The sequence below is a fragment of the Spirulina sp. LEGE 11439 genome, from assembly GCF_059821285.1.
Window position 1 is genome coordinate 23105 of the sequence record NZ_JCAMRX010000018.1, and the last position, 25188, is coordinate 48292.

Here is a 25188-nt window from a genome sequence, read left to right on the forward strand (position 1 = left end):
ACTTGCAGCCGCTTGCATGGGTAGAATCCTCGGGTTAGAGCGAGAATTGCGCGGGAAGCCTGCCGGAATTAAAACGAGACTTTTAATTTTGAGAGGAGTGAAGCTCTTTCAACGAAAATAGTAAGAAGACAAAAGCAAAAATCAAGATTTTTGCTTTTAGAGATTTGTTCAAATCCGGGGTCGCATTTTTGTGCTGACCCCTTTTGATTTAATCGATACTATAGTCTTTGGGGTGAATGAGCGATCGCCCAAGGCCGCCCACTTTTGATACTTTGGTATCTTGAAAAAGTTGGGTTGCGTTCCTGTTTGACGAGTCGGGGTTCTTTGGGCGATCGCGGCAAGCGGCCAGAATTGAGATTGATATTGGGGGCGCAAAAGATGCGGTGGGCAATCGCCTCGCAGGTCGGACAATACATGGGATCGTCAAATTGCGCTAAAGTCCGAAAGGCTTCAAATTCGCCACAAGCATCGCATCGAAATTCATACAAGGGCATTGTTTTTAAATGGGTAATGGTTAATTCTAGGTGTTAACTGGGGAGAATATTTTTATCGAAAATAGAGGTCGGTAATGCTAACGTACAACAAGCATTGGGAATGTCAACAATACCGCTAATTCGACCTTCGACAGGAGCGCAACTTAATAATAGATAAGCCTGTTCTCCGGTAAAGCCAAATTTCTTGAGATATTCGATCGCATTGAGGCAAGCGCGACGATAGGCAACGTGAGCATCGAGATAGTATTGTTCCCCGGTAAACTCATCTACGGAAATGCCTTCAAAAATCAAATATTCCGAGTAATGCGGCTCCACCGGACCGGGTTTAAAAATAGGGTTGACCATCCCGTATTTTTCCATTCCACCCTTGATAATATCGACATGAAGATCGATATAACCCGACATTTCGATCGCTCCGCAAAAAGAAATCTCCCCATCTCCTTGCGAGAAGTGAATATCACCCATCGATAAGTTTGCCCCATCAATATAAACGGGAAAATAAATCCGCGAACCTTTAGAGAGGTTTTTGATATCACAATTTCCCCCATGTTCTCGCGGCGGTACCGTCCGAGCGGCTTCGGCTGCCACGCGATCGAATTCTGCTCCTTTTAAAGAACCCAGAACTGCATTTTCTGGGTTAGGTAAAGCGGCATAAGGCGGCATTTTCGGCTTCCACGGAGGGAGTTGGTCAAGGGAACCTTTCTCCACTAAAGCTCGCTCTCTTGCATTCCATGTATCCAGTAGTTTTTGAGAAGGAGCACACCCAATCAAACCGGGATGAGTGATTCCGGCAAAGCGTACCCCGGGGATATGTCGAGAACTCGCATAAATTCCTTGCAAATCCCAACAGGCTTTGGCTGCATTGGGGAAGTGGTCGGTGAGGAAACCGCCGCCGTTTTCTCGCGCGAAGATTCCCGTAAAGCCCCATTCGTCCCCTTGTAATGCGCCAATATCTAACAGGTCAACAACAAGAATATCGCCGGGTTGTGCGCCGTTAACGTGGATGGGACCGCTCAAAACGTGAACGAGGGTCAGTTCGACATCGCGAACATCATTGGGGTTATCGTCATTTTTAATCTGTCCGTCTGTCCAGTCTTTGCACTCGATGCGGAAAACTTCACCGGGATTAACGGAAACAACTGCGGGAATATCGGGATGCCATCGATTATGACCCACAATCTCTTGTTCAGCCATGGGTTTCGATAGATCGATTTTGAACAATGTTTCTGGCATGGTTTTCCGATTAATTGCTAAATTTTATGTTCATCATGTTGCGCCCTGTTAAGTTGCAATAAAATTGTTTAAAAATGTTTGACAAACTCGCTTAACTTAACAAGAAAAATCCAGCGATCGCAGCTTTAGGAGTTCCGAACCAATACAATTTCATGTTTAAAATAAAGCTGGATTTTGATTCATTATCTTGACCGATCCATCGCTCGCTTTATCGTAACAATAACTACCAAAACCGACCTTTTTTTGTAACAAAAAATAAAAACCGAGAATGATAATGATTCTCGGTTTTTGCCTTTTTCCTCAGTCGAAAATCTCGATTTTAATTAAGGAGTCATTCATTGAGACTCTGATATTTCCAGTGGATTTGCCCATTTCCACAAACACCCGGACACAAAATTCGTGATAATGTGAGCCACAATGGGAACTAATAAATTTCCCGTAGCGATCGCGCTAAATCCCAAAACACCTCCCACGATTGTCGCCCAAATCATATACGGCCATTGTTGCGTGCCGCTCAAATGCAAGACTCCGAATAAAAGACTCGAGAGAATAACGGCTGTCACATTCAACCCTAAAGCCGAAAGCATTACACCGCGAAACAGAAGTTCCTCACTCAATCCCGGCAGTAACCCCAGCCAAAGCAAATCCGGCCAAATTAACGGCTTAACCACTAAATCCAAATAATAATTCGCACTGCGTCGATAGTCCGCCCAGAGACGATGGACGAGAGTACTTGCGACCACGATCGCGACGGCCAGACCTAATCCCCAAAACACGGCATTCAGGGTAAATTGTAGAGAGAGCATCCGTACCGAGCCGAGAGATTGCCAAACTTTGGCAACAACTAACAAGATTGTTGCCGTCACGGCCATGGCGACGAGAACTTGAGTACGAGTGAGAGATTCTAATTCAGGAGGTTCGGTTTGATTCACGGGCTTTATAACAGGCGATTCTTAAAAAAGGGAACTAAGAAAGACAGCGCAATATTGATAGATCGGGACGCAAGGTATGCGGATCGATTCCTGCTCGATAAGCCGTCAATACGCCTAGTGCTTCTAGGTAAGAGCGAACGCGCATAGCTTTGATTCCTAACGATTCAGGGGGGACGTGCATCGCCGTTTGATTATCTTCAACGGCGATCGCCTTAGGGTTACCTAAACTGAGCATAGCACTTCCCCCGCAAGCATCGATCGGAGAGACGATCGCATCTACCTCATCTGCCCAAATAGAGTCTGATGCCGATTTGTGAAGTTGTGTGACAAATTGAGGCGCGCGGGACAAACCCACCAAAACGCAGGGAAGAAAAGTATAACCCAATTCCTCGGCCGCCGCTCGTGGGGCCACTTGTGGATCCACAGGCAAGGGAGATAAAGCCGGAGCGTGGGCGCAGGGAATTTGCAGGGTTCTGACAACTAAGTGAGAAATAACGGCTTCTGCACCGGCAAGAGCATCGACTCCCGAGCCGTGTCTGTAGTTTTGTAGGGCTTCACTGTCAGTTTCATCGGGGAAACGAGCAACGACGGCGATCGCCTCTACTCCTCCTTGCTTTAATTTTTCGGCTGCTCTCAATAAGCTACCCGGGTTGTTCAATGTTCCCCAACTCGCACCCGAGGGGGCGATTCGCAGTTCTACCCCGAGGGGGGCATCCGTCACGATATAATCGGTCAGCTTTAATCCTAATGTGGCTCTAGCAGCATCTGCGGCTTGAATGTGACGTAATTGCAAATCGGGTTCGATGGCGCGATCGAGGAGTAAACCAAGGCGATTTTGTCGGACGGCTTGCAAGCCCCATTCACCAGCAGCAAAACGATCCAACCCATAGCCTTCAACATAGAAAGCATTGGGCATATTCCAATACATTTGTGCGCCATTGAGAACGTTGGGATGAGTAATGAGGCGATCGCAAACCTCAGAAAATGCCTTGGCCACGGGTAGAGCATCTCCCGCATAACCGCCAATGGTTGCACCGATACCCGTCGGAACAATTAAAACAACAGTAAAGGGACGGTGAAGCACGTGAATTGGTAAGAGATAACGAGGGAAAATTAGGCGATTAATGCTGTTATGATTCGTTTCGATCGCCAACTAATACTTTATCAGAAGTTAGAATCTTGTTCTTTTTTCTCTCAGAAGGGCTTGAGGGTTGTTTTTCTTTTTGCTGTCTGTCTTTTAATGGTTGGTCACCGCTTCAGAGGAAGAGCGGAAAAGCCAAGATGATTGGCAACGGGCCGTTGACGCAGAGGAATTCGCGTGTGAATGGGAGAATTCAGCACGTGCATTTTTCCCTCTTTTTCAGTCACTAAAGTTGTCGAGCCACCACCATCTAAAATTAGGGCGCGATCGCTGCCCAATTCTAGTAAAATTTGCGTTAATTCGGTTAAAGTTGCCCCTTCACTATAAAAAAGTTGACGACCATCAATCACAACAATCCATAAAGTTTTTCCTTGGCGATCGATACCCACTGCTGTGCGAGGATAGCGAGCCGTTAATTCCCGATTTTTATACTCGCGAGCGGGTTTTCCTTCTAAGATGAGAATGTATCCCCCTGCTAACCCATGCCGAGTATTGGCAGGACAAAGATTGGTAATACTGGCGCGATTGTCTGGAGAAAAACAGAGAACATTCCATCCATCTTGAGGCAAAGAGTAAGTTATCCCATTTGCTATAGATTGACCCAACGCATTGACGCGATCGCCAGTTCTCGGGTAAAAATCTAAAGGATGCTTGGTATAAAATGGCATAAAATAACTGCCATTAATCGCTAATTGCAAATGATTGGTTTTCAGAAAATCTCCTGTTGTTTGGGCATTAAATTCCTTCCCATCCTCACCTGGAGATCCGGGAGTAACCGCAACTTGAATACCCGGTTTTGTTAAATCGATCGCGACAATATGCACGAGAAAAGGGCGTGTGAGAAAGGGATGCACGAGAAAGGGATGCGGTTGAGTATGAAGGATGCGCTGATAAAAAATGCCTTGAAAGAGTTGTTTTTGGTATTGCGATCGTGGAGGTCTTCTCAATAACAAAACACCGTACAAGATCGGGAACATCCCCAAAAACAAACTCAAGATTCTTCTTAAACATTGTTTCAAGGCAATTTTCATCTTCGATCTGTAGCAACATTAGAGCGATGATTGCTTCGCGAGAGTGGTGCGATGGAATTGCTCTCGAGATTGTTGTTTCACCAAACCGTCCATTGCTGCTTGTTGCAATGTCATAAATGCTCGCAGATCCTCCAAACCATATTGAGTTTGATGAAGAAAATAGCGCAATTGATTTTCGGCCTCAATGGTAAGATAACCTGTTTTCAATGCCTGTTGTACGAGATCGCCAATTGATATCATAGGATTCACCCTGAATTACCTCACTAAAATTCAACAAACTCTCTTGAGTTTCCAAAGATATCTCTGGAATAAATTATTAATATTATGCACGATAGCAGTAACGTTTTGTAAAAATACTACCGCTTTCTGTATTGTTAGCTACCTCTCTTGGCGAGAATTTTTCCCAATCTGTTGTCTCTCTGTACAATTTGCTCGGGTTTTTGTAGAGAATAAAAAAATCGCAATGCTGCTTTTAAAAAAGAATTGTGACGGTAAATGTCGTTCCTACTCCTACCAGACTCTCTACTGAAATCGTCCCAGAGTGCAATTCTACCGCTCTTTTCACGATCGCCAATCCCAACCCCGTTCCTTGAATCTCATGGACATTTTTGGCGCGATGAAAGGCTTCAAACAAGTGAGGTATATCTTCTGAGGGAATACCGATACCGCGATCGCTAATCCGAAAAATAGCATGACGATCGCTCACTTGCAAAGTGAGGGTGATTTCGCCATGAACTGGAGAATATTTCATCGCATTCGAGAGCAAATTACTTAAAATGTGATGCAGCAAATGTTCGTCGATGGGGACTTTTTGTTCGGTTTGTCCCTGATAAGTCAAGATAAAATTGTGTCGATCGCCATCTGATAGGCGCAGTTCTACTAAGAGTTCCTCGCAGAATACTTTCAGATCGATAGGGACAGGATTAAATTCTATTTTTCCAGCATCGGCTTTGCCTAAAACGAGAATATCTTCTAATAATCTGAGAATGCGATCGCTGGCTCGGAGCAGTCGCTCTAATTGTTGTTCTTTCTGCTCTCGGGAGAGTTTATCCTCATAATGTTTGAGGAGTTTTGCCGCAGCAATAATCACCGTCAGAGGGGTGCGAAATTCGTGGGAAGCAATGGTAATAAAACCCGATTTTAATTGACTGAGTTCTTTTTCTTTTGTTAATGCTTTGAGTACCTCTTGTTCGGCTTGCTTGCGATCGCTAATATCTTGATGAGTTCCGATCGCGCGTAAGGGTTTTCCTGTTTCATCGCGATCGACAACTTGACCGTATCCCGCCACCCATTTCCAGTCTCCCGATTGCATTTTTAAGCGATAATCGAGAGCAAAGGGACGAGAATCTTCCTCAAAATGAGCCTCAAGGGATTGCTGGAATTGCCGCAAATCTTCGGGATGGATTAATCTTTGCCACGTTTCGATGCGTCCGGATAATTCGTCTTGACGATAGCCCAACATTTCGCACCAAAGATGATTAAAATAAACTTCCCCAGTTGTAATATTCCAATCCCACAACCCATCCCCCGAAGCTTCGAGGGCCAGTTGCAAGCGTTTTCCACTGACCTGTAATGCTAATTCCGATTCCTTGCGTTGTGTGATATCTCGTTCGATGGCGATAAAATTGGTCAATTCGCCGCGATCGTCCAGTACGGGATTAATACTTAAAGACAACCAATAAGGTCTCCCGCTTTTATGATAATTAACAATCTCTCCAACAAAAGAAGATTTATTATGGATTGCCTGCCGCATTTTTTGCACAGTTGCAGGATCGGTTAAAGGTCCTTGAAGAAAATCCCCGGGTTTTCGTCCTTGTATTTCTGGTAAGGCATATCCTGTGGTTTTTTTAAAACTTTCATTAACCCATTCGATCGCACCGTGGCGATCGCTAATAATGACCAAATTATCGGTTTTGCTGGCCACTAAAGACAATTTTGCCAATTCTGCCTCGGCTTGCTTGCGATCGCTAATATCCTCGACAATTTTCACCCCGTATTTGGGTCTTCCTTCGGCATCTTTCACGAGAGATTGGGTCATATTTGCCCACACCGTCGAACCATCTTTGCAAAGATAGCGTTTTTCTAAGGTAATGGTTGACGTTTCCCCCGCAAGCAGTTGCTGCAAATGTTCTTGGGTGGCGGGTCGATCGTCGGGATGGGTAATTTCCCAACATTGCTTATAAATTAGTTCTTCTCGAGGATAGCCCAAAATTTCGCATAATTTTTGATTGACCAACAGCCATTCATTATCTAAGCTCACTTGTGCAACCCCTACGGCAGCTTGCTCGAAGAGAGAGCGAAATCTAGCTCCACTGGATTGCAATTGTGCCGTGCGTTCCCTTACTTTTGTCTCTAGATTGTGATTGAGTTCTTGTAGCTCAAATGTTCGTTCGAGGACGCGCTTTTCTAATTCCGCCGCTAAATGTTGCAGTGCCATTTCTGCTTGCTTGCGATCGCTAATATTGCGAGCTACCCAAATGGCAGAATGTTGGGATACTGGGGAAATTCTGGCAGCAAACCAAATCGTATTCTCGTTTTCCGATAAAGTATATTCAAATTCAATTGTTTTTTGTTCTGCTAGGGCTTTTTTGATATTGTTGATAAAAAGTTCTGAATAGGAACTGTCATAAAACTGTTCGAGAGTTTGGTGGAGGAAATTTGCGATCGCATCGTTGGTTAAATTTGGGTTGGGAAGCTCGACTTTGAGATTATCGGTTTCGATATCGACAACCAAAACAATATCGCTCATTGCGCCTAACAGTGCATTCGTCTGGGTATAGCTTGTATGCAATTTCTGTTGTAACAATTTTTGTCGTTCGATTTCAGCATCTAATCTCTTAATAAAAGCCCCTTCCACTTCTCGATTAATTTCTCGGAGGCGAGAAAGATTTTTGTCTAATAAAATACCAATAATTTGATTGTCTTCGTCAGCAATGAGAAGATGAGAACTTGGCGCATCATCGCAAGATTGACAAAACTTTATCGGATCGCTTAATTCAGAGACCGAACAAATCCTGAATTGACGAATTGCGATCGCTTCTACGGGATAGTTCTGCCAATCTTTGACGGTGGCAATATGTTGAAGCAATTTGGCTGAGGTTAACAGTCCGACGATGCGATCGCGCGATTGGCCTACTAAAATACATTCTTGCTCTCCTTTTTGCAAAATTGCAAGGGCTTCTTTTGTCGGAGTTTCCGGCAAAACGAGCGAGGGATTGTAGTCGATGACCCGATGAAGCATTTCAATCAACAATGAGCAATGAACAATTATCATTTAGCGAACGGAAAAGGCTTGATTGAAACGGCGAGTAATCGGTTCGATGAGGAAGGTTAGAATCGATTTTTGTCGGGTGACAATTTCCGCCGTAGCTGCCATACCCGGAGTAAATGCAACTTTTTGTCCTCGCACAATTTTGGCAGATTGGAAGAGTTCAACTCGAGTGGGAAAAACCAAACCTAATTGTTCATCTGCGATCGCATTGGGACTAATATTCATAACTTTTCCATCGACGGTACCGAATTCTTGAAAAGGAAACGTTGCCATTTTTATTTTTACTTTCATCCCCGGTGCAATAAACCCAATATCTCGATTCAATACCTTGGCCTCTAAAAATAACTTTTCATCTTGAGAAACAATTGACAGGAGTTCTTCTCCAGTTTGTACGGGTCCTAAAGTCGCTTTAAGATTGTAAACCGTTCCCGTAGAAGGAGCAAGAATTGTCTCTCCCGTGCGTTCTTTTTTGACTTTTTCCAGTTGACCTTTCGCGGCAGTCAATTCCTCTTTACGTCGATTGAGTTGCGTTAGAATTTCGCTCTTCCGTTCGGCTCCCAAGCGTTGCGCTTGACCGATCGCAGCACGATAAGCCTGTTCTGCCTGTCGGATTTCTTGTTCTTGTCCTTCTATATCTTTAACCAAGGAAGCGGCTTTATTTTTGGCATCGGTAATGCGATCGCTGGCTCGGGTGAGTTCATCTCGGGCTTGAGTGACTTCAGCTTCTGCCCGCGCCACGCGCTCGCGAGCCTCGAGATAGTCTAAGCGCGGAACGATCCCTTGCTCTGCAAGAGTCACTAAAGAAGATTCTCGCTCTTGCGATAATTGCAAGCGTTCTTGACTTTGCTGAAAAAGTTTTTGGCTGTTCGTGAAGCTCACTTTTGCATTGACTAAATTATCTCGGGCATTGACTAGATTATCTTGCAGGCGAACTTTGCGAACTTTAGCACTCTCGATCGCGGCTCGTTGGCGTTGAGCCTGAGCGATCGCAGTAACGCGACGACTCTCAAAGTCTTGCAAGCGAGCGACGATTAAGCGATCTTGCAAGGGCGTTCCACTTTTTGTATTTCCTTCTAATTCGGCATTCAAGCGGGCGATATCTTGTTCGATTAATTTCATCGAGTTGGTGAGGCGATCGATATCAGCTTGAGGAAGAGCCGGATCTCGTTCGATTAAAACCATTCCCGCTTCCACTTTATCCCCTTCTCTGACCTTCACTTCGCGAATTACCCCTTCTTTGAGGGAACGAACTGGGCGCACTTGTACCGTAGCGAGAAGTTCGCCTTGGGCGACGGCGACTTCATCGATTTTACTGTAATAAGCCCAAGCGATCGCGCCAAAAACCAACAAGCTAATCGTTCCCGCCAACAAGCGGCTGTAGAGTGGGGGGAGTTCCTGTACGGCTTTGCCCAGTTCAAAAGAAAGGTATTCTTCGGGATGGGCAAATTGTTCTTTAGTTTGGCGAGCTTGGGGAGGAGAGGCAGAAAATAGGGATTTCATTGAACTTCTTTCAACGGCTGAGGTTGCACGATTCGAGGGCAAAATAGAGAACAATATCCACGTTTCTTTCTTCCAGTTTAAACAATCCCTTGAGATTCTCTATCAACTTTTGTCAACTTTTATCAACTTGGCAGGTATCTTTCCTTGTTTTGCTGCCAAACATATCAATTTTTCTCTATTTACGCTCTCGTCTCTTTTTGACATACTGTAAATAAGATTCGCAGTCAACACAACATATTTCTTTTTTCAATTGCTAGCAAACTGAGCAAAAAATCTATCCGTTTCAGTTATTAAAATTTTAAAGTTTGGGAGCTAAATGTCGGAAAGTTGGTTTAACACTACTTTCCGATTTTTCTTTTGAGTGATGCGATCGCTTCCTAAAAACTAAATCTCATCCCAACCGCTAACCCCTGAAGACATAACATAACTCGTCACCCCTGCTTCAAAGAAATTTGCCTTTGTATGCGCCTCTTTTTTCGTATCGGAAAATCGTTCTAAATGACTGTAAGGACTCTTTTTATATTTTTCATCTTTGTATAAAGGGTCTAAACCGAGCGATCGCAGGCGAATATTGGCCAAATACTTGGTATATTGTTCCGTACTTGCTTCTGTAATCCCCAAAATTTGATTACCGACAATATGATTCGTCCAGCGACATTCATGCTCAACAGCAGCAGCAAACATCTCATAAATTTGGTCGGTTGAATGTACGAAAGTTTGCATGGCTTCCGGAATAATCTTCTGATATAAACGAACGTGACTCAACTCATCTCGATTGATCATTTTGAAAATATCTGCACTCCCCGGCATTAACATCCGCGAGGCTAAATTATAGAAATAAATAAAGCCATTGTAAAAATACAAACCCTCCAAAATAAAATCTGCCATCAACGCAATAAAATAATTTTCTGACGTAGGATTATCGATATATTGCTGATATAAACTGGCAATAAATTCACAACGCCCTAATAACACTCTATCCGTGCGCCAAAACTCGTATACGTCATTGCGCCTTTCTGCTGGAATAATCGTCTCGATCATATATTGATAACTTTGATTGTGCATTCCCTCCTGAGAGATTTGTTCTGCCATACAAAGACTAATTTCTGGAGCCGTAACCGATGCTTTGAGGTGAGGAATATTACAAGTTTGTACGGAATCGAGAAAAGTTAAATACGATAAAATTCCATCAAAAGCATATCGTTCTTCTGGGGTTAAATTCCAATAATCAACAACATCTTGAGTCAAATCTAGCTTTTGTGGAACCCAAAAATTCTCTCTCATTTGTTGATATAAACTGACAGCCCAAGGATAGCGAACATCATTGAGTTGCATTAGGTTTGTGATATTCCCAAACCAGAGGGAACGGTTCTCGATCGCATCATCTCCATCCGGATTAAAGATAGGATTAACGGGCATTAAATTTGCTGTTATTTTTTCATTTTTGTAAGGAGTATTTGGCATTACAGGGGTTAAAAATAAATGAACATTATCAATATAACACTGATAATGTTCAACATTGCTTAAACCGATCTTAATTTGCACAAGCAGAACAAGTATCGTCTGCTTCTTTGAAATTATCTTTCTGCACGGTGCGAATGTAGTAAACGGCTTTGCATCCTTCTTTCCATGACAGTATCAAGGTCGCAAAAATATCCTTAGCTTGTAAGCTGCGATCGGGTTCATCGGGGAAATAAACACCCTGATTCAAATTAAACAGTAATTCCATAGAAATTCCCGTGTCAATCCATTGTTGAATCGTTGCGATCGCTTTGACGACTTTGGTTTGTTCTAAGGTTTTATTTTCGGGATAAAACCAGAAGTATTCCTTGATAAATGGCGGTGCAATGGGTACTGTTCCTTTTGCCCATTTATCATAAAAGAAGCGACTGTAAGCTGGAAGCACGCTGGCTGTACACCCTTGCACGAGAGAAGAGGAAGTATTCGGCGCGATCGCAGTAATATGGCTATTGCGAATGCCGTATTTTTTAATATCTTGAGAAAGTTCGCGCCAGCGTTCCTTTTTCGTGGCATTCTTCACAAACCATTCTACAGGTTTCGCCCCGATTAAATGACCTTTACTCCATTCGCTACCCGCAAACGCTGGATATGCTCCTCGTTCTTTTGCCAGTGCCATCGAAGCATGAGTACAATGATAGCCCATTTCTTCAAACAGGTGACTAATTGAAGTCAAATCTGTATAAGAAAGGCGATGTTTTGCCAGCCAATCAGCTAAACCCATACAACCAACTCCAATTGTTCGATAGCGATTGTTATGGGTGTCGCTGTCGGCAAAAGGTGCGTGATTGATTTCAATAGTATTATCCAATAAACGCACCGCCGTTTCGCAAATTTCGGGGAGTTCTTCGAGTTCGAGGTTGGCTAAATTGAGCGAGTTTAAATTACAAGTATGTGCTAGTTTTCCGGGAACGACATTCGACCACGATTCCTGACATAAGTTTCCCCCCGGAATATAGCCCTCATGTTGGTTGGGATTGGCGCGATTTGCCGTATCTTTAAACCATAAATAAGGCATGCCTGTTTCTATCTGCGATCGCATGACCATTTTAAACAGGTCTCGTGCATTAATTTGCTTGCACAGTGTTAATTGATTATTCGCGATCGCAGCTTCGACTTGGGCATAAGCTGTAACAAATTCTTGCCCCCATAAGGGCGGTAAATCAATCCCTAATTTAGTTTTCACTTCATAGGGATCGACCAAGGACCACATTTCCTTATTTTCTACCCGGCGCATGAATTCATCGGTGACGACTAACTGAGGAAAAATATCATATGCCTTCCTTCTTTGGTCGCCATTTTCAGTCTGCATTTCAAGGAATTCAGGAATATCCAAATGCCACGTATCTAAACTTACTGTAACTGCCCCTGCACGCCTTCCACCTTGATTGACTGCGATCGCGGTATCGTTGAGAAGTTTAATCCAAGGGATCACGCCCCCAGAAGCATTCGACTTCCCCATGACCGCACTTCCTGTGGCGCGAATGCGAGAAACATTCACACCAACTCCACCCCCATTTTTAGAAATTCTGGCGGTGTTGGTAATTTCAGCAAAAATAGATTCTAAGTTATCTTCAATTGCAATAATAAAACAAGAAGATAAGGATCCTTGCGGTACTCTCAAATTAGCTAAAATGGGAGTAGCGAGAGAGATTTTTCGTGTAGCGATCGCTTCATAAAATCGTTTTGCCCATCCCATTCGGCTTTCTGGTTTTTCAACGGAAGCTAACAGTAAGGCACAAGTTAATAACGCTTCTTGAGGCAATTCATCGGGGAGTAAATAGCGTTTGGTTAACAGGACAGCCCCTGCATAATCATAATCTGTATCCCATTCCGGATTCATCCAAGAGCCGGCTTCTTGCAATTCGTCTGACGTGTAAGTGAGGATTTTCGCGTTATAAAGATTAGCACAAACATTAGTTTGTACGGTTTGAGCATAATTTCCGTATTGATAGCCCCGAGAGACCAGTGTATCTTTCCACAAACTCCAAATATGCAATCTCCCGGCAACATAACGCCAGTCTGGTTCATCCGGACTACACATTTCTAAGGCGCAGTTGATGAGGTTATCCTGAATTTCTCGCGTAGTGACACCATTTTGCAAACGAGTTTTCAATCCGGCTTCGAGGGTAATCGGATTAACCGACCTACCCGCACAAGCCCATTCAACCACTTTGCGGATTCTCGAAACGTCAAGGGATGCTTTTGTCCCATCGCGTTTGATAACTTGAATGTTTGCATGATTGGGCAAAACACTGGTGCTGAGTACAACCGAAGTATTCGTATCCATTCCTAGGATAGAATGGGTTGCCACTGATGGGATCTGTTGCATTTTTTATGCCATATTGTCTACTCGGTCTCTTAGTTTAGCTCGGATAATACGCTATAGCTAGAGCTTTATCTGAAAAAATAAATCTGTATTACACTATACATGGTGACACTGTGAATGGTGTTAATTTCTGAAATATAACAATTAATTTGTTTTTGAGCTATTGTACTATCATGCAATTGTACTTGATATCGATGGCAGAATATCATTGGGTGCAAATGCTTTTTTAACGTCCCTCCTTTTACAAGCCGTGCAATTAGATTATGGCGAGGAAGCGATCGCGCATTATCAAGACCTCATTTTTCACTATTATTAGGTTGTGGTATTGCAAATATTATCAAGAAATATAGTGAGATAATAGCGTTATTCCCTTATTTTTTACAGAGTGAGAGTATAATCAGAGAGTCGGCACGAGCAAATTAATATGGAATCTTCGGAGTTACAAAAGTTTTTTTATATGTGCGACCCGAATCGCAACTTGAACTTAGGAGATGCAGGCGATCGCCGCTATTATATCGATTTTAGCTCGGTACGCGGTAGCAAAACTATTGAGGCATTGAAGCGAACCATTGCGAGACTCTCTCCAAATAGACCGACTTGCTAGCTATTTACAGGTCATATTGGGTGTGGTAAATCGACAGAACTATCTCTCCTACAAACAGAATTGGAAAAAGAAGGTTTTTTTGTGATTTATTTTGCATCTACTCAAGATTTAGATACGGCAGATGTGGATGTTACCGATATTTTACTGGCGATCGCGAGGCAAGTAAGCGAGAGTTTGGAAAAAAGCAAGGTTTTCTTACCCATGCGGGGGTTGAGAGGGTTTGTAAAAAATGTTTTGGATTTCCTGCAAACCCTTGTCGATGCAAAGTTTGAAGGAGAGCTATTAGGAGGTAAATTTCAAGCCAGTACGGAGGGAATATTAGAATTCTCGGGTCTACCGAACATGATATGTAGAAAAAGTCAGAAATAGTACAAAAAAAAGAGAAAGAAAAATCGACGAATCATGGTAAGTAAAAGGAAGAATTAACTCAAAAAGGGAGAAAAAATGAATCTGAGTACAGAGGAACGAGAAAAAGTGAAAGAGTATGCCAGAGAGATTGCGAAAATCTTACACCAAAATACACCCTCTGACAACCTGAAAACATTTGAAGAAATAGAAATTACATTAAGAGATGAAATTCAAGAGGAAGTTGCCCCAGAAATTGCTAAGATTTTTTTTCAAAAGTTAGCCAAATAGAAATTGGGAGAATGAGAAAAATAAAAACAATTGTTGGAGAGGTTGAAATTACTAACAAACAGGCTGAATATTTTGGTCTTGCTCCTTCTTCTCGTCTGAGTCCAAAAATGCGAAAGAATGCCTTAATGATTTGTGCGAATGAATCTTATCAAAGGGCGGAAGAAGACTTCTGGATTACGCGATCGCAGTTACTTTCCCTTCCTGTAATTTCAACTATCCTCAAATTTATAACCCACCCCAATCACAGTTTTAATAAAGGTAGGATGAGAAGAATCTAACTCAATCTTCTTTCGCAATCTTCCCACATGGGTATCTACCACTCTTTCATCACCAAAAAAGTCATCTCCCCAGAGTTTTTCGATGAGTTGAGGACGACTCCAAACTCGTCCGGGATAACTCATAAAAGCAGCAATTAATTTGAACTCCAAAGTTGTTAAATCTAAAGTTTCTTCGGTATTCTCGTCAAGAATACGAGTAGCTAGATGCCGATCGCAATCGATAATAAAATGCGGGCTTTGATAAACGTGGGTACTTTCATGTCGCAAACTGCGCCGTAATAATGCCCGAACTCTGGCGACTAATTCACGAGGGCTAAAGGGTTTAACCAAGTAATCATCAGCACCGGTGGATAAACCAATCACGCGATCGATTTCCTCTCCTTTTGCTGTTAGCATCAAAATATAAGGATCCTTCAGTCCTTCCTTTTGGCGAATGCGCGTACAAACCTCCAAACCATCTAGTTTGGGCAACATAATATCGAGAATAATGAGATCGGGTTGCTTATCTCGAAATAAGTCTAAGGCTTGTAAGCCATCGGTTGCAACTGAACACTGAAACCCTTCTCGAGTTAATGTATCTTGAATGAGTTGACCGATTTCGCGATCGTCTTCAACAATTAAAAGTTCCATATCAATCTCCTATTATTAAACACTAAAAGTTCATGGGAATGGGTAAGCGATCGCTAACTCAGTTGCGAAAAAACTAAAGCCATCATCAAAGCTGCGATCGCACCAATAAAAGTATTAATAATATTCACGACTTCATTGGTCAACCAATTAAACTTTTCCTGTATCGTTGCCCCAATGACACTTTCTAAGTTAGTGGCGATAAAAGCAGCAAGGATACACCAAAGGATACCAAGCGGAGAAATCAGATGTAATCCCCAAGCCAAAATTGCGATCGCGGCCGAGGCAATTATTCCGGCAAGAGTTCCTTCTAAACTGACGGCACCTTCTGTCCCTCGAGGAACGGGTTTTAAGGTCGTAATTAAAAAGGTTCGTTGTCCGTAAGCTTTACCAATTTCTGAGGCACAAGTATCAGAGAGTTTCGTACAAAAACTTGCCCCATAACCTAAGATTAATAGTTCTCGAAAAGGTTCGTCAACAATGAGCGTTCCCAGAGCACATAAAGTCGCAATTAAAGCCGATCCCCACACATTTTCCGGTCCCCGCAACCCCGATCGCCCTTCGGCAATTCCAGCCGCTTCTTTTTGTGCTTTCCCAATGCGAGTAACTCCTACTCCTACTAAAAAATAAAACATGACCACGAGATATCCTTGCCAAGATAGGATTCCCCAAACGAGAACCCCGAGAATCCATGCGTGCAGATAGCCCCAAAAAGTTAAGAGCTTTTTGGGGATAAGAAATGCAAAAGCCAGTAAAATCGTGTTGAAAGCGATCGCGACTAACCAAGAATTCAACCAATCGATATTCATGGGGTTTTGAGTATAAATCAGGCACGCTCTTACTATACGCTTCGATCGCCCTCGTTCTCAATTTGAGCGATTGACATCCTCCCACTGCTAAACGCTTCGCGTTCTCGCGGGAGCCTTCTGGCGACATTTAGGTAAGGGTTGAAAGTCACCCTTCTTCCTTGATTTTAATAGGGGATGAATGGCAACATTATGGTAAAGAATCGCTCGAAAAACACCGATCATGAGATTTTTCTCGGTAAATTCCCTCTTTTTTGTACAATTGAAGCGATCGCATTATTTATTGCCAAGGCGATCGCAACCTTTCATTCTCGAATCACTATGCTTGATGCTGGAAAGCGCAATATTCTCGGAGTTAATATCAGTGTCATCGACTACGAAGCTGCCGTCGATCGCATCGTCCAAGCCGCTAAAGCCAAACAAGGGCTATCTATCTCTGCTTTAGCCGTCCACGGGGTCATGACTGGGGCGTTAGATGACACCCATCGCTATCGCCTCAACCATCTCGATCTCGTCTGTCCCGACGGACAACCCGTGCGGTGGGCGCTAAACTTTCTCTATAAAGCGAAACTGCGCGATCGCGTTTACGGTCCTAATTTAACCCTATTGACCTGTAAAAGGGCAGCCGAGGAAGGTTTACCGATTTTCCTCTATGGTAGTCGCCAAGAAGTCCTCGCAGCCTTTTCTAAAAATCTGCGATCGCGTTTTCCCGGTTTGCAAATTGTTGGCATGCAGCCCTCTCGTTTCCGCCAAACCACCCCAGAAGAAAAACAAGAGATTATTCAACAAATTAAAGCAAGCGGTGCTGCGATCGCTTTTGTGGGTTTAGGATGTCCGAGACAGGAAGTATGGGCTTACGAATATCGCGATAATTTATCGATGCCTTTACTCGCCGTCGGTGCAGCTTTTGACTTTCACGCCGGACTTTTGCCCCAAGCCCCCAAATTCCTACAAAATATCGGCATGGAATGGTTTTTTCGCCTCATCCAAGAACCCCAACGCCTTTGGAAACGCTACATTTTACTCAATCCTCACTATCTTTGGTTACTCTCTCTACAAGTCTTTAAACTTCGCAAATTTGACCCCGCAACAGCGATCCCGCCAACCCAAGATATGCGTTATGGTTGAATGACTATTGATAGGAATTTGAGAGAAGTGCGATCGCATTTTAAATAAAAGATGAATTATCGTGACATTATCACCATAGAGTCGGGAAAACGTGGAGGTCAACCTTGCATTCGTCGAATGCGAATTACAGTCTATTGGGATTGCACCAAAAGATGTTTACAAAGAGCTTTGTAAAAAATTTCAAGACTAGATTTTTAAAAATATTGCTCAAACAAATAAAAAAAGCCCTGCCTTAATCAATAAGACAGAGCCAAGCAATCAAAAAATTAGAGAAAAATTACAATTGCGGAACAAACTGTTCTTTTTCCGGAATCGTTGCATATTCCGCCACAATTTGCTGGAATTCTTCCCCGTCAATGGTTTCTTTTTCGATTAACAGATCGACTAAGCGATCGATAACCATGCGATGGTCGCGAATGATTTGGCGTGCCATTTCGTGACCCTTTTCAGCAATAACTCGTACTTGCTGGTCGATCTTGGTGGCAATTTCTTCGGAATACTCCGATCGCGTCATCAAATTACTGCCCAAGAACACTTCCCCAGACTGATCTTCTAAGGATAAAGGACCGAGATCGCTCATCCCGAAGCGCGTCACCATTTGTCGCGCCATGCCCGTAACCTGTTGTAAATCACCGCCAGCACCCGTTGTGACCTCTGCGTGACCGAAGACCTCTTCCTCTGCTGCACGTCCGCCCATTGCCCCAGCAATGCGGGCCATGAGTTGCGATCGCGTAATTAAGCCCTGTTCTTCATTAGGGGTAAACCAAGTTAGTCCTTGGGCCTGTCCTCGAGGAATGAGGGTTACTTTCTGTACGGGATCGTGTTCTTTAACTAAAGTGCCGACGATCGCGTGACCGACTTCGTGATAAGCAATGAGGCGCTTACTTTTGCTATCCACCAACGGCGTGCCTTCCATCCCCGCAATAACGCGATCGACGGCATCGTTAATTTCTAACATGGTGACGCATTCTTTGCGCCGCCGTGCGGTTAAAATTGCCGCTTCGTTGAGTAAGTTTGCCAAGTCCGCCCCGCTAAAACCGGGAGTGCGACGGGCGATGGTTTCAAGGGAAACTTGGGGATCGATCTTTTTGTTGCGGGCGTGAACTTCTAAGATTTTCAAGCGGCCTTTAATATCCGGTGCATCTACCGTAGCTTGGCGATCGAAGCGACCGGGACGCAATAAGGCAGAGTCGAGAACGTCCGGGCGGTTGGTCGCGGCGATAATAATGATCCCTGTATTGCCCTCAAACCCGTCCATTTCCGTGAGAAGTTGGTTGAGGGTTTGTTCCCGTTCGTCGTTACCGCCACCGATACCGGCACCGCGTTGGCGACCCACTGCGTCGATCTCATCAATAAAGATCAAACAAGGGGCGTTTTCTTTGGCTTTCTTGAATAAATCTCGAACGCGAGAAGCTCCCACTCCGACGAACATTTCCACAAATTCAGAACCGGAAATACTGAAGAAAGGAACACCCGCTTCACCGGCGATCGCTTTTGCTAATAAAGTTTTACCAGTTCCGGGAGGTCCCACTAACAATACACCTTTAGGAATCTTTGCACCCACGGCGGTAAAGCGTTCGGGTTGTTTAAGGAAGGTGACAACTTCTTGTAATTCTTCTTTGGCTTCGTCAACGCCAGCCACATCATCAAACATGATTCCGGTTTTCGCTTCCATTTGAAAACGGGCGCGGGATTTGCCAAAATTCATCGCTTGGCCGGGACCTCCCGGCATATTATTGGAACGGCGGAAAAGGAAGAATAGAGAACCGATCAGTAAAATTGGGAAAATTAAATTACCCAATAATCCCCAAATTGCGCCGTTATTTTGAATGGGATGAGAAGCGAAGGGAATGCCCTCTTGTCGTAGTTTGGCCATGAGTTCGGGGGCCTGTAGGGGGAGATCCACTCGCAGGAGTTGCTGGCGATCGCTGAGTTGCGGATCTGTGGCTTGGACGATCGCGGTGCGTCCCCCTTCATACAGGTCAACGCTAGTAACCCGGTGCGCGTCGAGATAAGTTAAAAAACGCCCGTAGGTCATGCGGGTGCTGGCAGTATTATTGCCAAAGGCATTGGCGGTGTTAAATGTCCCTTGCCAGAGGAAAAAACCGATGATGAGGGCGGGTAGCGTCCACAGTAAGAGGACTCTCCAAGAAAGTTTCATATTTTATAAGGGCTTGCTTTAGCGGGTTGGCGGTCAATTGCGGCGGGAAAATGATAGAGGGCGATCGCTCTCTTGACTCTGGATCGCGATCGCGGGTGAAAATTTCCTGCTTTACCGAATGAGCAGTGCAATTGCCAAGTTATCTTAATTAAATTTAACTTAATTCTCAGGATTTAGACAAGTTTCCGCCAAGAAGACCCAAGGGACGGAGAGAGTGCATTGAGAGAATGGGATTAAAATGAAATGAAGAGTGGAGGACTTAGAGGGATGAAACAATTAACGCGCATTACCATAGATCCGGAAGTTATGGGAGGAAAACCCTGTATTCGAGGAATGAGGGTGACAGTTGGTACAATTTTGGGTTTGATGGCTGTGAGGCGATCGCATGATGAAATTTTACAGGCATATCCTTATTTAGAATCTGAGGATTTGTCTGAATGTTTAGCTTATAAAGTCTTGTTATTTCCGCGATCGCGCAAACTCGTCAATTTTTAGAAGCGGGTGCTTTGGTGACAATTAATAAATCGCGATCGCGGGTTCGCATTCTTCCTTTCTCATAACTGCGATCGCTTGTATAAAATTAATGCTTCCTAGTCGATAAAATGCTTTGAAGATTCAATTTAATCGTCAGGATTCATCTTTTCGCGTTCTGATTCTGAAATTCTTCGGAGTTCGGAGCCCGACATTTTTCGGAGTTCGGAGATAAACTGCTGTTTTGATTCTTCATTCATGACTCGTTCGATCAAAATTCTAAATCTCTCTCGTGCTTCTTCTTCGCTCAGTGTTCCTTCTCGTCGTCCTTTCTCGATTAAATCAAGTGTTTTCTGGTACTTTGATGAAATCTTATATTTTTTAAAAAAGTTTGGAACATTGATGACTACTAAAGACAAAGAGATGCACGTTGCTTCTGGCCATTGAATTTGCTCGAATGGAAACCCAGTCACCTCATCCAGAAAAGGGAGCAATCCTGCAAATCCAAATCCTAACAGAATCCCTAAAGCTGTTCTGTAGGGACTTTGCAATAAAAGTAATTCAATGACCCATCTAAAAATTTGAGTCAGTAAGTCAGAATTCATGGGCGTTTCCTCGATAATCCGCGATCGGATAATATAGATGTTTTTTCTGCTCTAGTATGGGAAAATGCTTGTCCTTTTCCACCACTACCAAAATCATCTTTATCCTTTTTACGTTGGGATTCAATAAAGTGGATAAGTTCTTTTGCTTCACGATGATTTCGGGCGAAATATCCTTTTTCTATTCTCCATAATAAGATGTAGTATCTCAAAGCATAAAGAGCAGGGATTGCAGACAAAATATCTAAGCATAAAGGATTGAAGTTTTTGAAAAAGAATGAAATTGCAATTGAGGCCACAAAAATAATAAGGCTCAAGTTGATTAAGCGAATCAGATTAGATGCAAGATATTTTTCAGATGCAGAACGTATCTTTACATAGCTTTTAATCTCATCTGGAAAAAGAAATCCGATTCTCTCTTCTAGTATTATTATTTTTTCGATTTGTTTTTGTTTAATGAATCCAAGTATAGAAAACCAAGACAAACCAATGATCCAAGCTGTTGAATTGAACAAAATAAAAGAAATAAAACCACCAACTTGTATTGCGATACCGTCTGATAAGAATAGTAATACGCTTGCGATCGAACCCAGCAATATAACCTGAAAAATCAATATACAAATATGTATTACTCGGAAAAATGCCGGTTTATTTTTTCGTATCAACAAGAACAATTTTGATAAATACAAGAGTATCGCAATTCCTAGTGAATAGGAAATAATGAGATCGTAAGATTCCAGTTTTTCATAATATAAAAATCTTAGAGAAATAATATTGAATATAACTGCTAAACTACACCAAAATGGTCTATAAAATATTTTCCTATTCATGATTTTCCTTAATTTGATAAGATGCTATTTTTTTAATGGTCATTTTTGAGTTAAGAGCATAGCATTAGCATGGGTAAAAATACGATCGCATTCCCCGATCGCTTCCAGTTCGGGAATTTCTTCTAAGGTCAAGCGATCGCCTTTCTTCTTTTCCAACAATTCTTCCATACGTGCTTGCAGATCGTCTGTAAATTTAAAAAGCATTCGATTTTCAACTTCTTCCAGTTGAATTTTACCAATGAAAGCAGAAGGTTTAGGAATGATTGGGGAAACCATAACAACTTTTAGGCGATCGCAGAAATAATAGTTCTATTGTACAGAAATCATAGCGAGATCGCGCGATCGTAGAATATTGTTAGATTAAGCGATCTTGCTAATAACACTCAAACTATGCCGCGCCAGTCCAAATTGACCTACCATCGAGGAACATTACTCCTGCACCCACCCCCTCGGGGAAAAACATGGATCGAGTATGCAACTTGGGACGATCGCGTAGAAAAGTTTCGTATTCCAGCTATTCACTATCGCCTCCTTGTGGAAGCCTTACAAGCAGAGGGGACGAGTTTTACCGACGAAGCCAAGGAATTTATGCCTCTCGAGCTCACTTCAAGTGTCGAGATGACTCCTTATCCCCATCAAAACGAAGCATTGCAAGCATGGAAAATGTCAGGACGGCAAGGGGTTGTGGTGTTACCGACGGCTTCGGGAAAGACTTATTTAGCACAGTTGGCGATGCAGTCTACGCCGCGCAGTACCCTCATTCTTGTCCCCACGTTGGATCTAATGCACCAATGGTACGCCCAACTCGAGGCGGCTTTTCCCGATGTAGAGTTGGGACTTTTAGGCGGCGGCTCTGGCGATCGCACTCCCCTTCTCGTGGCAACTTACAATAGTGCGGCAATTCATGCGGAAAATTTAGGCAATCGTTATGCTCTTTTAATTTTCGATGAGTGCCATCACTTACCGACGGACTTTTTTCGCGTCATCGCTGAATATGCGATCGCCCCCTATCGTCTCGGTTTGACAGCAACGCCAGAGCGATCGGATGGCTCTCATCGGGACTTAGAAGCCTTAATCGGTGCGATCGTCTATCGCAAAACCCCGGAAGAATTATCCGGACAGGCTCTCGCAGAACATAAAGTCGTACAGATTAAAGTGAAATTATCCCCTAAAGAGCGAGAAACCTACGATCGCTCGATGAAGATTCGCAATGATTTTTTGCGCCAATCTAATATTAGTTTGGGGAGTTTAAAAGGCTGGCAACTATTCGTACAGGCTTCGGCGCGATCGCAGGCTGGTAGAAGAGCAATGTTAGCACATCGAGAAGCAAAAGATATTTCCCTTTGTACCGATGGCAAGTTGAGGGTTTTAGCCGAAATTATTGGGGAACATTATCCCGAAAGAACGCTTATTTTTACCAACGATAATGCGACGGTTTATCGTATTTCCCAAGAATTTCTCATTCCTGCTTTAACCCATCAAACACCAGTGAAAGAACGACACAATATTCTAACGCAATTTAAAGAAGGGACTTATAAAGTCATCGTCGCTTCTCACGTTCTCAATGAAGGGGTAGACGTTCCTGATGCTCGTATTGCCATTATTTTATCAGGAACTGGTTCGATTCGGGAATATGTACAGCGTTTGGGACGAGTTCTTAGAAAGGGTTCTCAAAAAGATAAATTAGCAATTTTATATGAAGTGGTTTCGGAAGATACTAGCGAAGAAAGAACGGCAAAACGGCGTAAAGGAAAAGATAATTGGCAAACTCCCAAACCGAAGAAAAAATCGGCAGAATCACAACACAAACAATTAGAAATTATTGACAATCCTGCTCCTTATGATATTCCTTCTCGTTCGCTTCCTAAAGCGGCTGAGTCTCCCGGTAAGTATGAATCATAAAGCTGGAATTAATAGGATGGGAATGCGATCGCTGCTTGCATAAAATTGTAAGATTGCATTGGTTGAAAATAATGCAATCTTACAGGATAATTAAGTTGGGCTTAATGACTTAAAAAACAAGATTTTATTCTTCAATTGCTGTCTCTTGTTCCGGTTGAGATTCCTCAAAAAATTGGGAATAGAGAAATCCAGCAAGAAGCGCTCCAATAATAGGAGCAACCCAAAAAAGCCACACTTGACTGAAGAGTTCTACTCCTGCAAAAATTGCGGGCCCGGTACTGCGTGCGGGATTAACAGAGGTATTCGTAACTGGAATGCTAATTAAATGAATGAGAGTTAATCCCAAACCAATGGCAATGGGAGCAAAACCTTGAGGGGCGCGGCGATCGGTTGCACCGAGAATCACGATTAAGAACATAAAAGTCATCACGATTTCGGTAATCAAACAAGTGATAAGCGGATAGCCGCCAGGAGAGTGAGAGCCAAAACCATTGGTAGCAAGAGGATTTGAACCGCTCAGACTAAAATCTCCTTGACCGCTAGCGATAAGATAAACGATTCCCGCCCCCACGATCGCACCCAACACTTGGGAGACAATATACGGTAAAAGTTCCCCACTGGGAAAGCGTTTTGCTGCCCACAATCCAAAGGAAACCGCAGGGTTGAGGTGACAACCAGAGATATGACCGATCGCATAGGCCATTGTTAAGACAGTTAAACCGAAAGCGATCGATACGCCGACCAAGCCAATTCCCAAGGGAAATGCCGTATCTACTCCAATTTGAACGCTATCTGCGGTATAAACGGCAGCAAGGACGGCACTACCACATCCTCCCAATACTAACCAAAAAGTACCGATGAATTCAGCAACGCATTTTTGAATAAGTTTCATCTCAATTCAATATTCTTTCAACAAAGTTAAATCGACAAGGTGAATAATCTGGGTCTCACTGTATCAAAGGAAATCTCAAAAAATCATTACGTTTTATTGACTATTGGATTTTGACAATTCATGCGATCTTCTTACTTTTTTCTCCATTTTTGTCATTTCGATCGCAATAATACTAAGTGTTTCTAATTCATAGTTACTGAGAAAAGGAACGATTTTAGTTATTTTTTATTAGCGATCGCTAGCGCTAAAAGGCGGGTAATATCGCTGTGTCCTCGGTTGATAATGCCAACTCGTCGCCAATTCTATTGCTGTTTCGATAGGTAAAGCTGCTCTTTTTGCGCGGGCAGAAACCGACTCGGCATTGAGTTGCTTGAGATCGCACAATTCTTCTAACGTAAGTCCCGATTTAGCTAAATTTTCCAGATCCACGGGATGAGATTTGGGGGTATCCCATTCAGGGGTCACAAATTCCGCTTCAACCATTTCTACGATCGCAGGGGCAATAGCCCGAGATTCTTTATTTTCAACTTCTTTCAAGCGCTTGTGTAGATTTTTAACTTGTTTGCTGACGAGAGTTAACTGTTGCGTGAGGGATTTTAGCTTATCTGATTCTCGCAGGAGTTCAGAAGAGTCGAGTTCGAGGAAAGAAGCGATCGCGAGTTTGAGAACATCAGACCGATGCAGATCCCGTTCTGAGGCATAGCGATCGATGGCTTCGAGCCATTCTTGGGGGATTTGGCAGCTAATAGACGGAACGGAGGACATAATGACAACAAGCCCGATTTCGAGACCGGATCGGTTG

24 protein-coding genes and 1 pseudogene are annotated in these 25188 nt (G+C 43.3%); 7 read left to right on the forward strand and 18 right to left on the reverse strand.

Annotation, left to right across the window (positions count from 1 at the left end):
* Positions 1–218 precede the first annotated feature (218 nt).
* The 10 genes from AC6RV6_RS13895 to AC6RV6_RS13940 form a co-directional block, all read right to left on the reverse strand.
* The gene (locus AC6RV6_RS13895; protein ID WP_500241454.1) at positions 219–494 is read right to left on the reverse strand and encodes an FmdB family zinc ribbon protein; all 276 of its coding nucleotides are present in this window, start codon (positions 492–494) and stop codon (positions 219–221) included.
* Between the two features lie 33 nt (positions 495–527).
* Positions 528–1727 carry a formamidase gene (gene fmdA / locus AC6RV6_RS13900; protein ID WP_500241455.1) on the reverse strand — a complete coding sequence of 400 codons (1200 nt, stop codon included), beginning with the start codon at positions 1725–1727 and terminating at the stop codon, positions 528–530.
* A 335-nt stretch (positions 1728–2062) separates the two neighbouring features.
* Positions 2063–2599: a CPBP family intramembrane glutamic endopeptidase gene (locus AC6RV6_RS13905; protein WP_500241517.1), complete on the reverse strand. Its 537-nt coding sequence runs from the start codon at positions 2597–2599 to the stop codon at positions 2063–2065.
* A gap of 94 nt (positions 2600–2693) precedes the next feature.
* The gene (locus AC6RV6_RS13910; protein WP_500241518.1) at positions 2694–3743 is read right to left on the reverse strand and encodes a DUF3326 domain-containing protein; all 1050 of its coding nucleotides are present in this window, start codon (positions 3741–3743) and stop codon (positions 2694–2696) included.
* 164 nt (positions 3744–3907) lie between these two features.
* On the reverse strand, positions 3908–4831 hold the full coding sequence (locus AC6RV6_RS13915; RefSeq protein WP_500241456.1) for a phosphodiester glycosidase family protein: 924 nt from the start codon (positions 4829–4831) through the stop codon (positions 3908–3910).
* 18 nt (positions 4832–4849) lie between these two features.
* On the reverse strand, positions 4850–5071 hold the full coding sequence (locus AC6RV6_RS13920; RefSeq protein WP_500241457.1) for a hypothetical protein: 222 nt from the start codon (positions 5069–5071) through the stop codon (positions 4850–4852).
* 232 nt (positions 5072–5303) lie between these two features.
* Positions 5304–8072 carry a PAS domain S-box protein gene (locus AC6RV6_RS13925; RefSeq protein WP_500241458.1) on the reverse strand — a complete coding sequence of 923 codons (2769 nt, stop codon included), beginning with the start codon at positions 8070–8072 and terminating at the stop codon, positions 5304–5306.
* Between the two features lie 33 nt (positions 8073–8105).
* Positions 8106–9602, reverse strand: a complete 1497-nt coding sequence (locus AC6RV6_RS13930) for a beta-barrel domain-containing protein (RefSeq protein WP_500241459.1) — start codon at positions 9600–9602, stop codon at positions 8106–8108.
* A 384-nt stretch (positions 9603–9986) separates the two neighbouring features.
* Positions 9987–11021 (reverse strand): ribonucleotide-diphosphate reductase subunit beta, encoded by a 1035-nt coding sequence (locus AC6RV6_RS13935; RefSeq protein WP_500241519.1) that lies wholly within the window; start codon positions 11019–11021, stop codon positions 9987–9989.
* A gap of 115 nt (positions 11022–11136) precedes the next feature.
* Entirely contained in the window at positions 11137–13410 is a 2274-nt protein-coding gene (locus AC6RV6_RS13940; protein WP_500241520.1) for a ribonucleoside-diphosphate reductase subunit alpha, read from the reverse strand.
* Between the two features lie 463 nt (positions 13411–13873).
* Here AC6RV6_RS13940 and AC6RV6_RS13945 point away from each other — a divergent pair, with 463 nt between their 5' ends.
* From AC6RV6_RS13945 to AC6RV6_RS13955, 3 genes are all read left to right on the forward strand, one after another.
* On the forward strand, positions 13874–14053 hold the full coding sequence (locus AC6RV6_RS13945; RefSeq protein WP_500241460.1) for a hypothetical protein: 180 nt from the start codon (positions 13874–13876) through the stop codon (positions 14051–14053).
* Positions 14054–14134: 81 nt separating this feature from the next.
* Positions 14135–14422 (forward strand): hypothetical protein, encoded by a 288-nt coding sequence (locus tag AC6RV6_RS13950; RefSeq protein WP_500241461.1) that lies wholly within the window; start codon positions 14135–14137, stop codon positions 14420–14422.
* A gap of 75 nt (positions 14423–14497) precedes the next feature.
* Complete coding sequence (locus AC6RV6_RS13955; protein WP_500241462.1) at positions 14498–14689, forward strand: hypothetical protein; 192 nt, start codon at positions 14498–14500, stop codon at positions 14687–14689.
* 209 nt (positions 14690–14898) lie between these two features.
* Here the strand turns inward: AC6RV6_RS13955 and AC6RV6_RS13960 are convergent, their stop codons facing one another.
* Together AC6RV6_RS13960 and AC6RV6_RS13965 are read right to left on the reverse strand one after the other, a co-directional pair.
* Positions 14899–15597, reverse strand: coding sequence for a response regulator transcription factor (locus tag AC6RV6_RS13960; protein ID WP_500241463.1), 699 nt, complete (start codon positions 15595–15597; stop codon positions 14899–14901).
* Positions 15598–15650: 53 nt separating this feature from the next.
* Positions 15651–16403 (reverse strand): TIGR00297 family protein, encoded by a 753-nt coding sequence (locus AC6RV6_RS13965; protein WP_500241464.1) that lies wholly within the window; start codon positions 16401–16403, stop codon positions 15651–15653.
* A gap of 318 nt (positions 16404–16721) precedes the next feature.
* Between AC6RV6_RS13965 and AC6RV6_RS13970 the strand changes: the two genes are divergently transcribed.
* Positions 16722–17528: a WecB/TagA/CpsF family glycosyltransferase gene (locus tag AC6RV6_RS13970; protein ID WP_500241521.1), complete on the forward strand. Its 807-nt coding sequence runs from the start codon at positions 16722–16724 to the stop codon at positions 17526–17528.
* 51 nt (positions 17529–17579) lie between these two features.
* Positions 17580–17663: pseudogene (locus tag AC6RV6_RS13975) on the forward strand (DUF433 domain-containing protein); the annotation flags it as partial.
* A gap of 142 nt (positions 17664–17805) precedes the next feature.
* On the opposite strand, the gene ftsH2 reads toward AC6RV6_RS13975, so the two are convergent.
* On the reverse strand, positions 17806–19689 hold the full coding sequence (gene ftsH2, locus AC6RV6_RS13980) for an ATP-dependent zinc metalloprotease FtsH2 (RefSeq protein ID WP_500241465.1): 1884 nt from the start codon (positions 19687–19689) through the stop codon (positions 17806–17808).
* Positions 19690–19956: 267 nt separating this feature from the next.
* On the opposite strand from ftsH2, the gene AC6RV6_RS13985 reads away from it, so the two are divergent.
* On the forward strand, positions 19957–20184 hold the full coding sequence (locus AC6RV6_RS13985; protein WP_500241466.1) for a DUF433 domain-containing protein: 228 nt from the start codon (positions 19957–19959) through the stop codon (positions 20182–20184).
* A gap of 125 nt (positions 20185–20309) precedes the next feature.
* Here the strand turns inward: AC6RV6_RS13985 and AC6RV6_RS13990 are convergent, their stop codons facing one another.
* Genes AC6RV6_RS13990 through AC6RV6_RS14000 form a run of 3 tightly spaced genes read right to left on the reverse strand, consistent with a single transcriptional unit; the run spans position 20310 to position 21868 of the window.
* Positions 20310–20765 carry a hypothetical protein gene (locus tag AC6RV6_RS13990; protein WP_500241467.1) on the reverse strand — a complete coding sequence of 152 codons (456 nt, stop codon included), beginning with the start codon at positions 20763–20765 and terminating at the stop codon, positions 20310–20312.
* Complete coding sequence (locus AC6RV6_RS13995; protein WP_500241468.1) at positions 20762–21592, reverse strand: hypothetical protein; 831 nt, start codon at positions 21590–21592, stop codon at positions 20762–20764. The genes AC6RV6_RS13990 and AC6RV6_RS13995 overlap by 4 nt, the downstream gene beginning before the upstream one ends.
* A gap of 39 nt (positions 21593–21631) precedes the next feature.
* Complete coding sequence (locus tag AC6RV6_RS14000; protein WP_500241469.1) at positions 21632–21868, reverse strand: hypothetical protein; 237 nt, start codon at positions 21866–21868, stop codon at positions 21632–21634.
* A gap of 114 nt (positions 21869–21982) precedes the next feature.
* Here AC6RV6_RS14000 and AC6RV6_RS14005 point away from each other — a divergent pair, with 114 nt between their 5' ends.
* Positions 21983–23494, forward strand: coding sequence for a DEAD/DEAH box helicase (locus tag AC6RV6_RS14005; RefSeq protein ID WP_500241470.1), 1512 nt, complete (start codon positions 21983–21985; stop codon positions 23492–23494).
* Between the two features lie 124 nt (positions 23495–23618).
* On the opposite strand, the gene aqpZ is transcribed toward AC6RV6_RS14005, so the two are convergent.
* Both aqpZ and AC6RV6_RS14015 read right to left on the reverse strand, forming a co-directional pair.
* Positions 23619–24386 (reverse strand): aquaporin Z, encoded by a 768-nt coding sequence (gene aqpZ, locus AC6RV6_RS14010; protein ID WP_500241471.1) that lies wholly within the window; start codon positions 24384–24386, stop codon positions 23619–23621.
* A gap of 228 nt (positions 24387–24614) precedes the next feature.
* A complete protein-coding gene (locus AC6RV6_RS14015) occupies positions 24615–25151 on the reverse strand; it encodes a hypothetical protein (protein WP_500241472.1) in 537 nt (178 codons plus the stop codon).
* Positions 25152–25188: the final 37 nt, after the last annotated feature.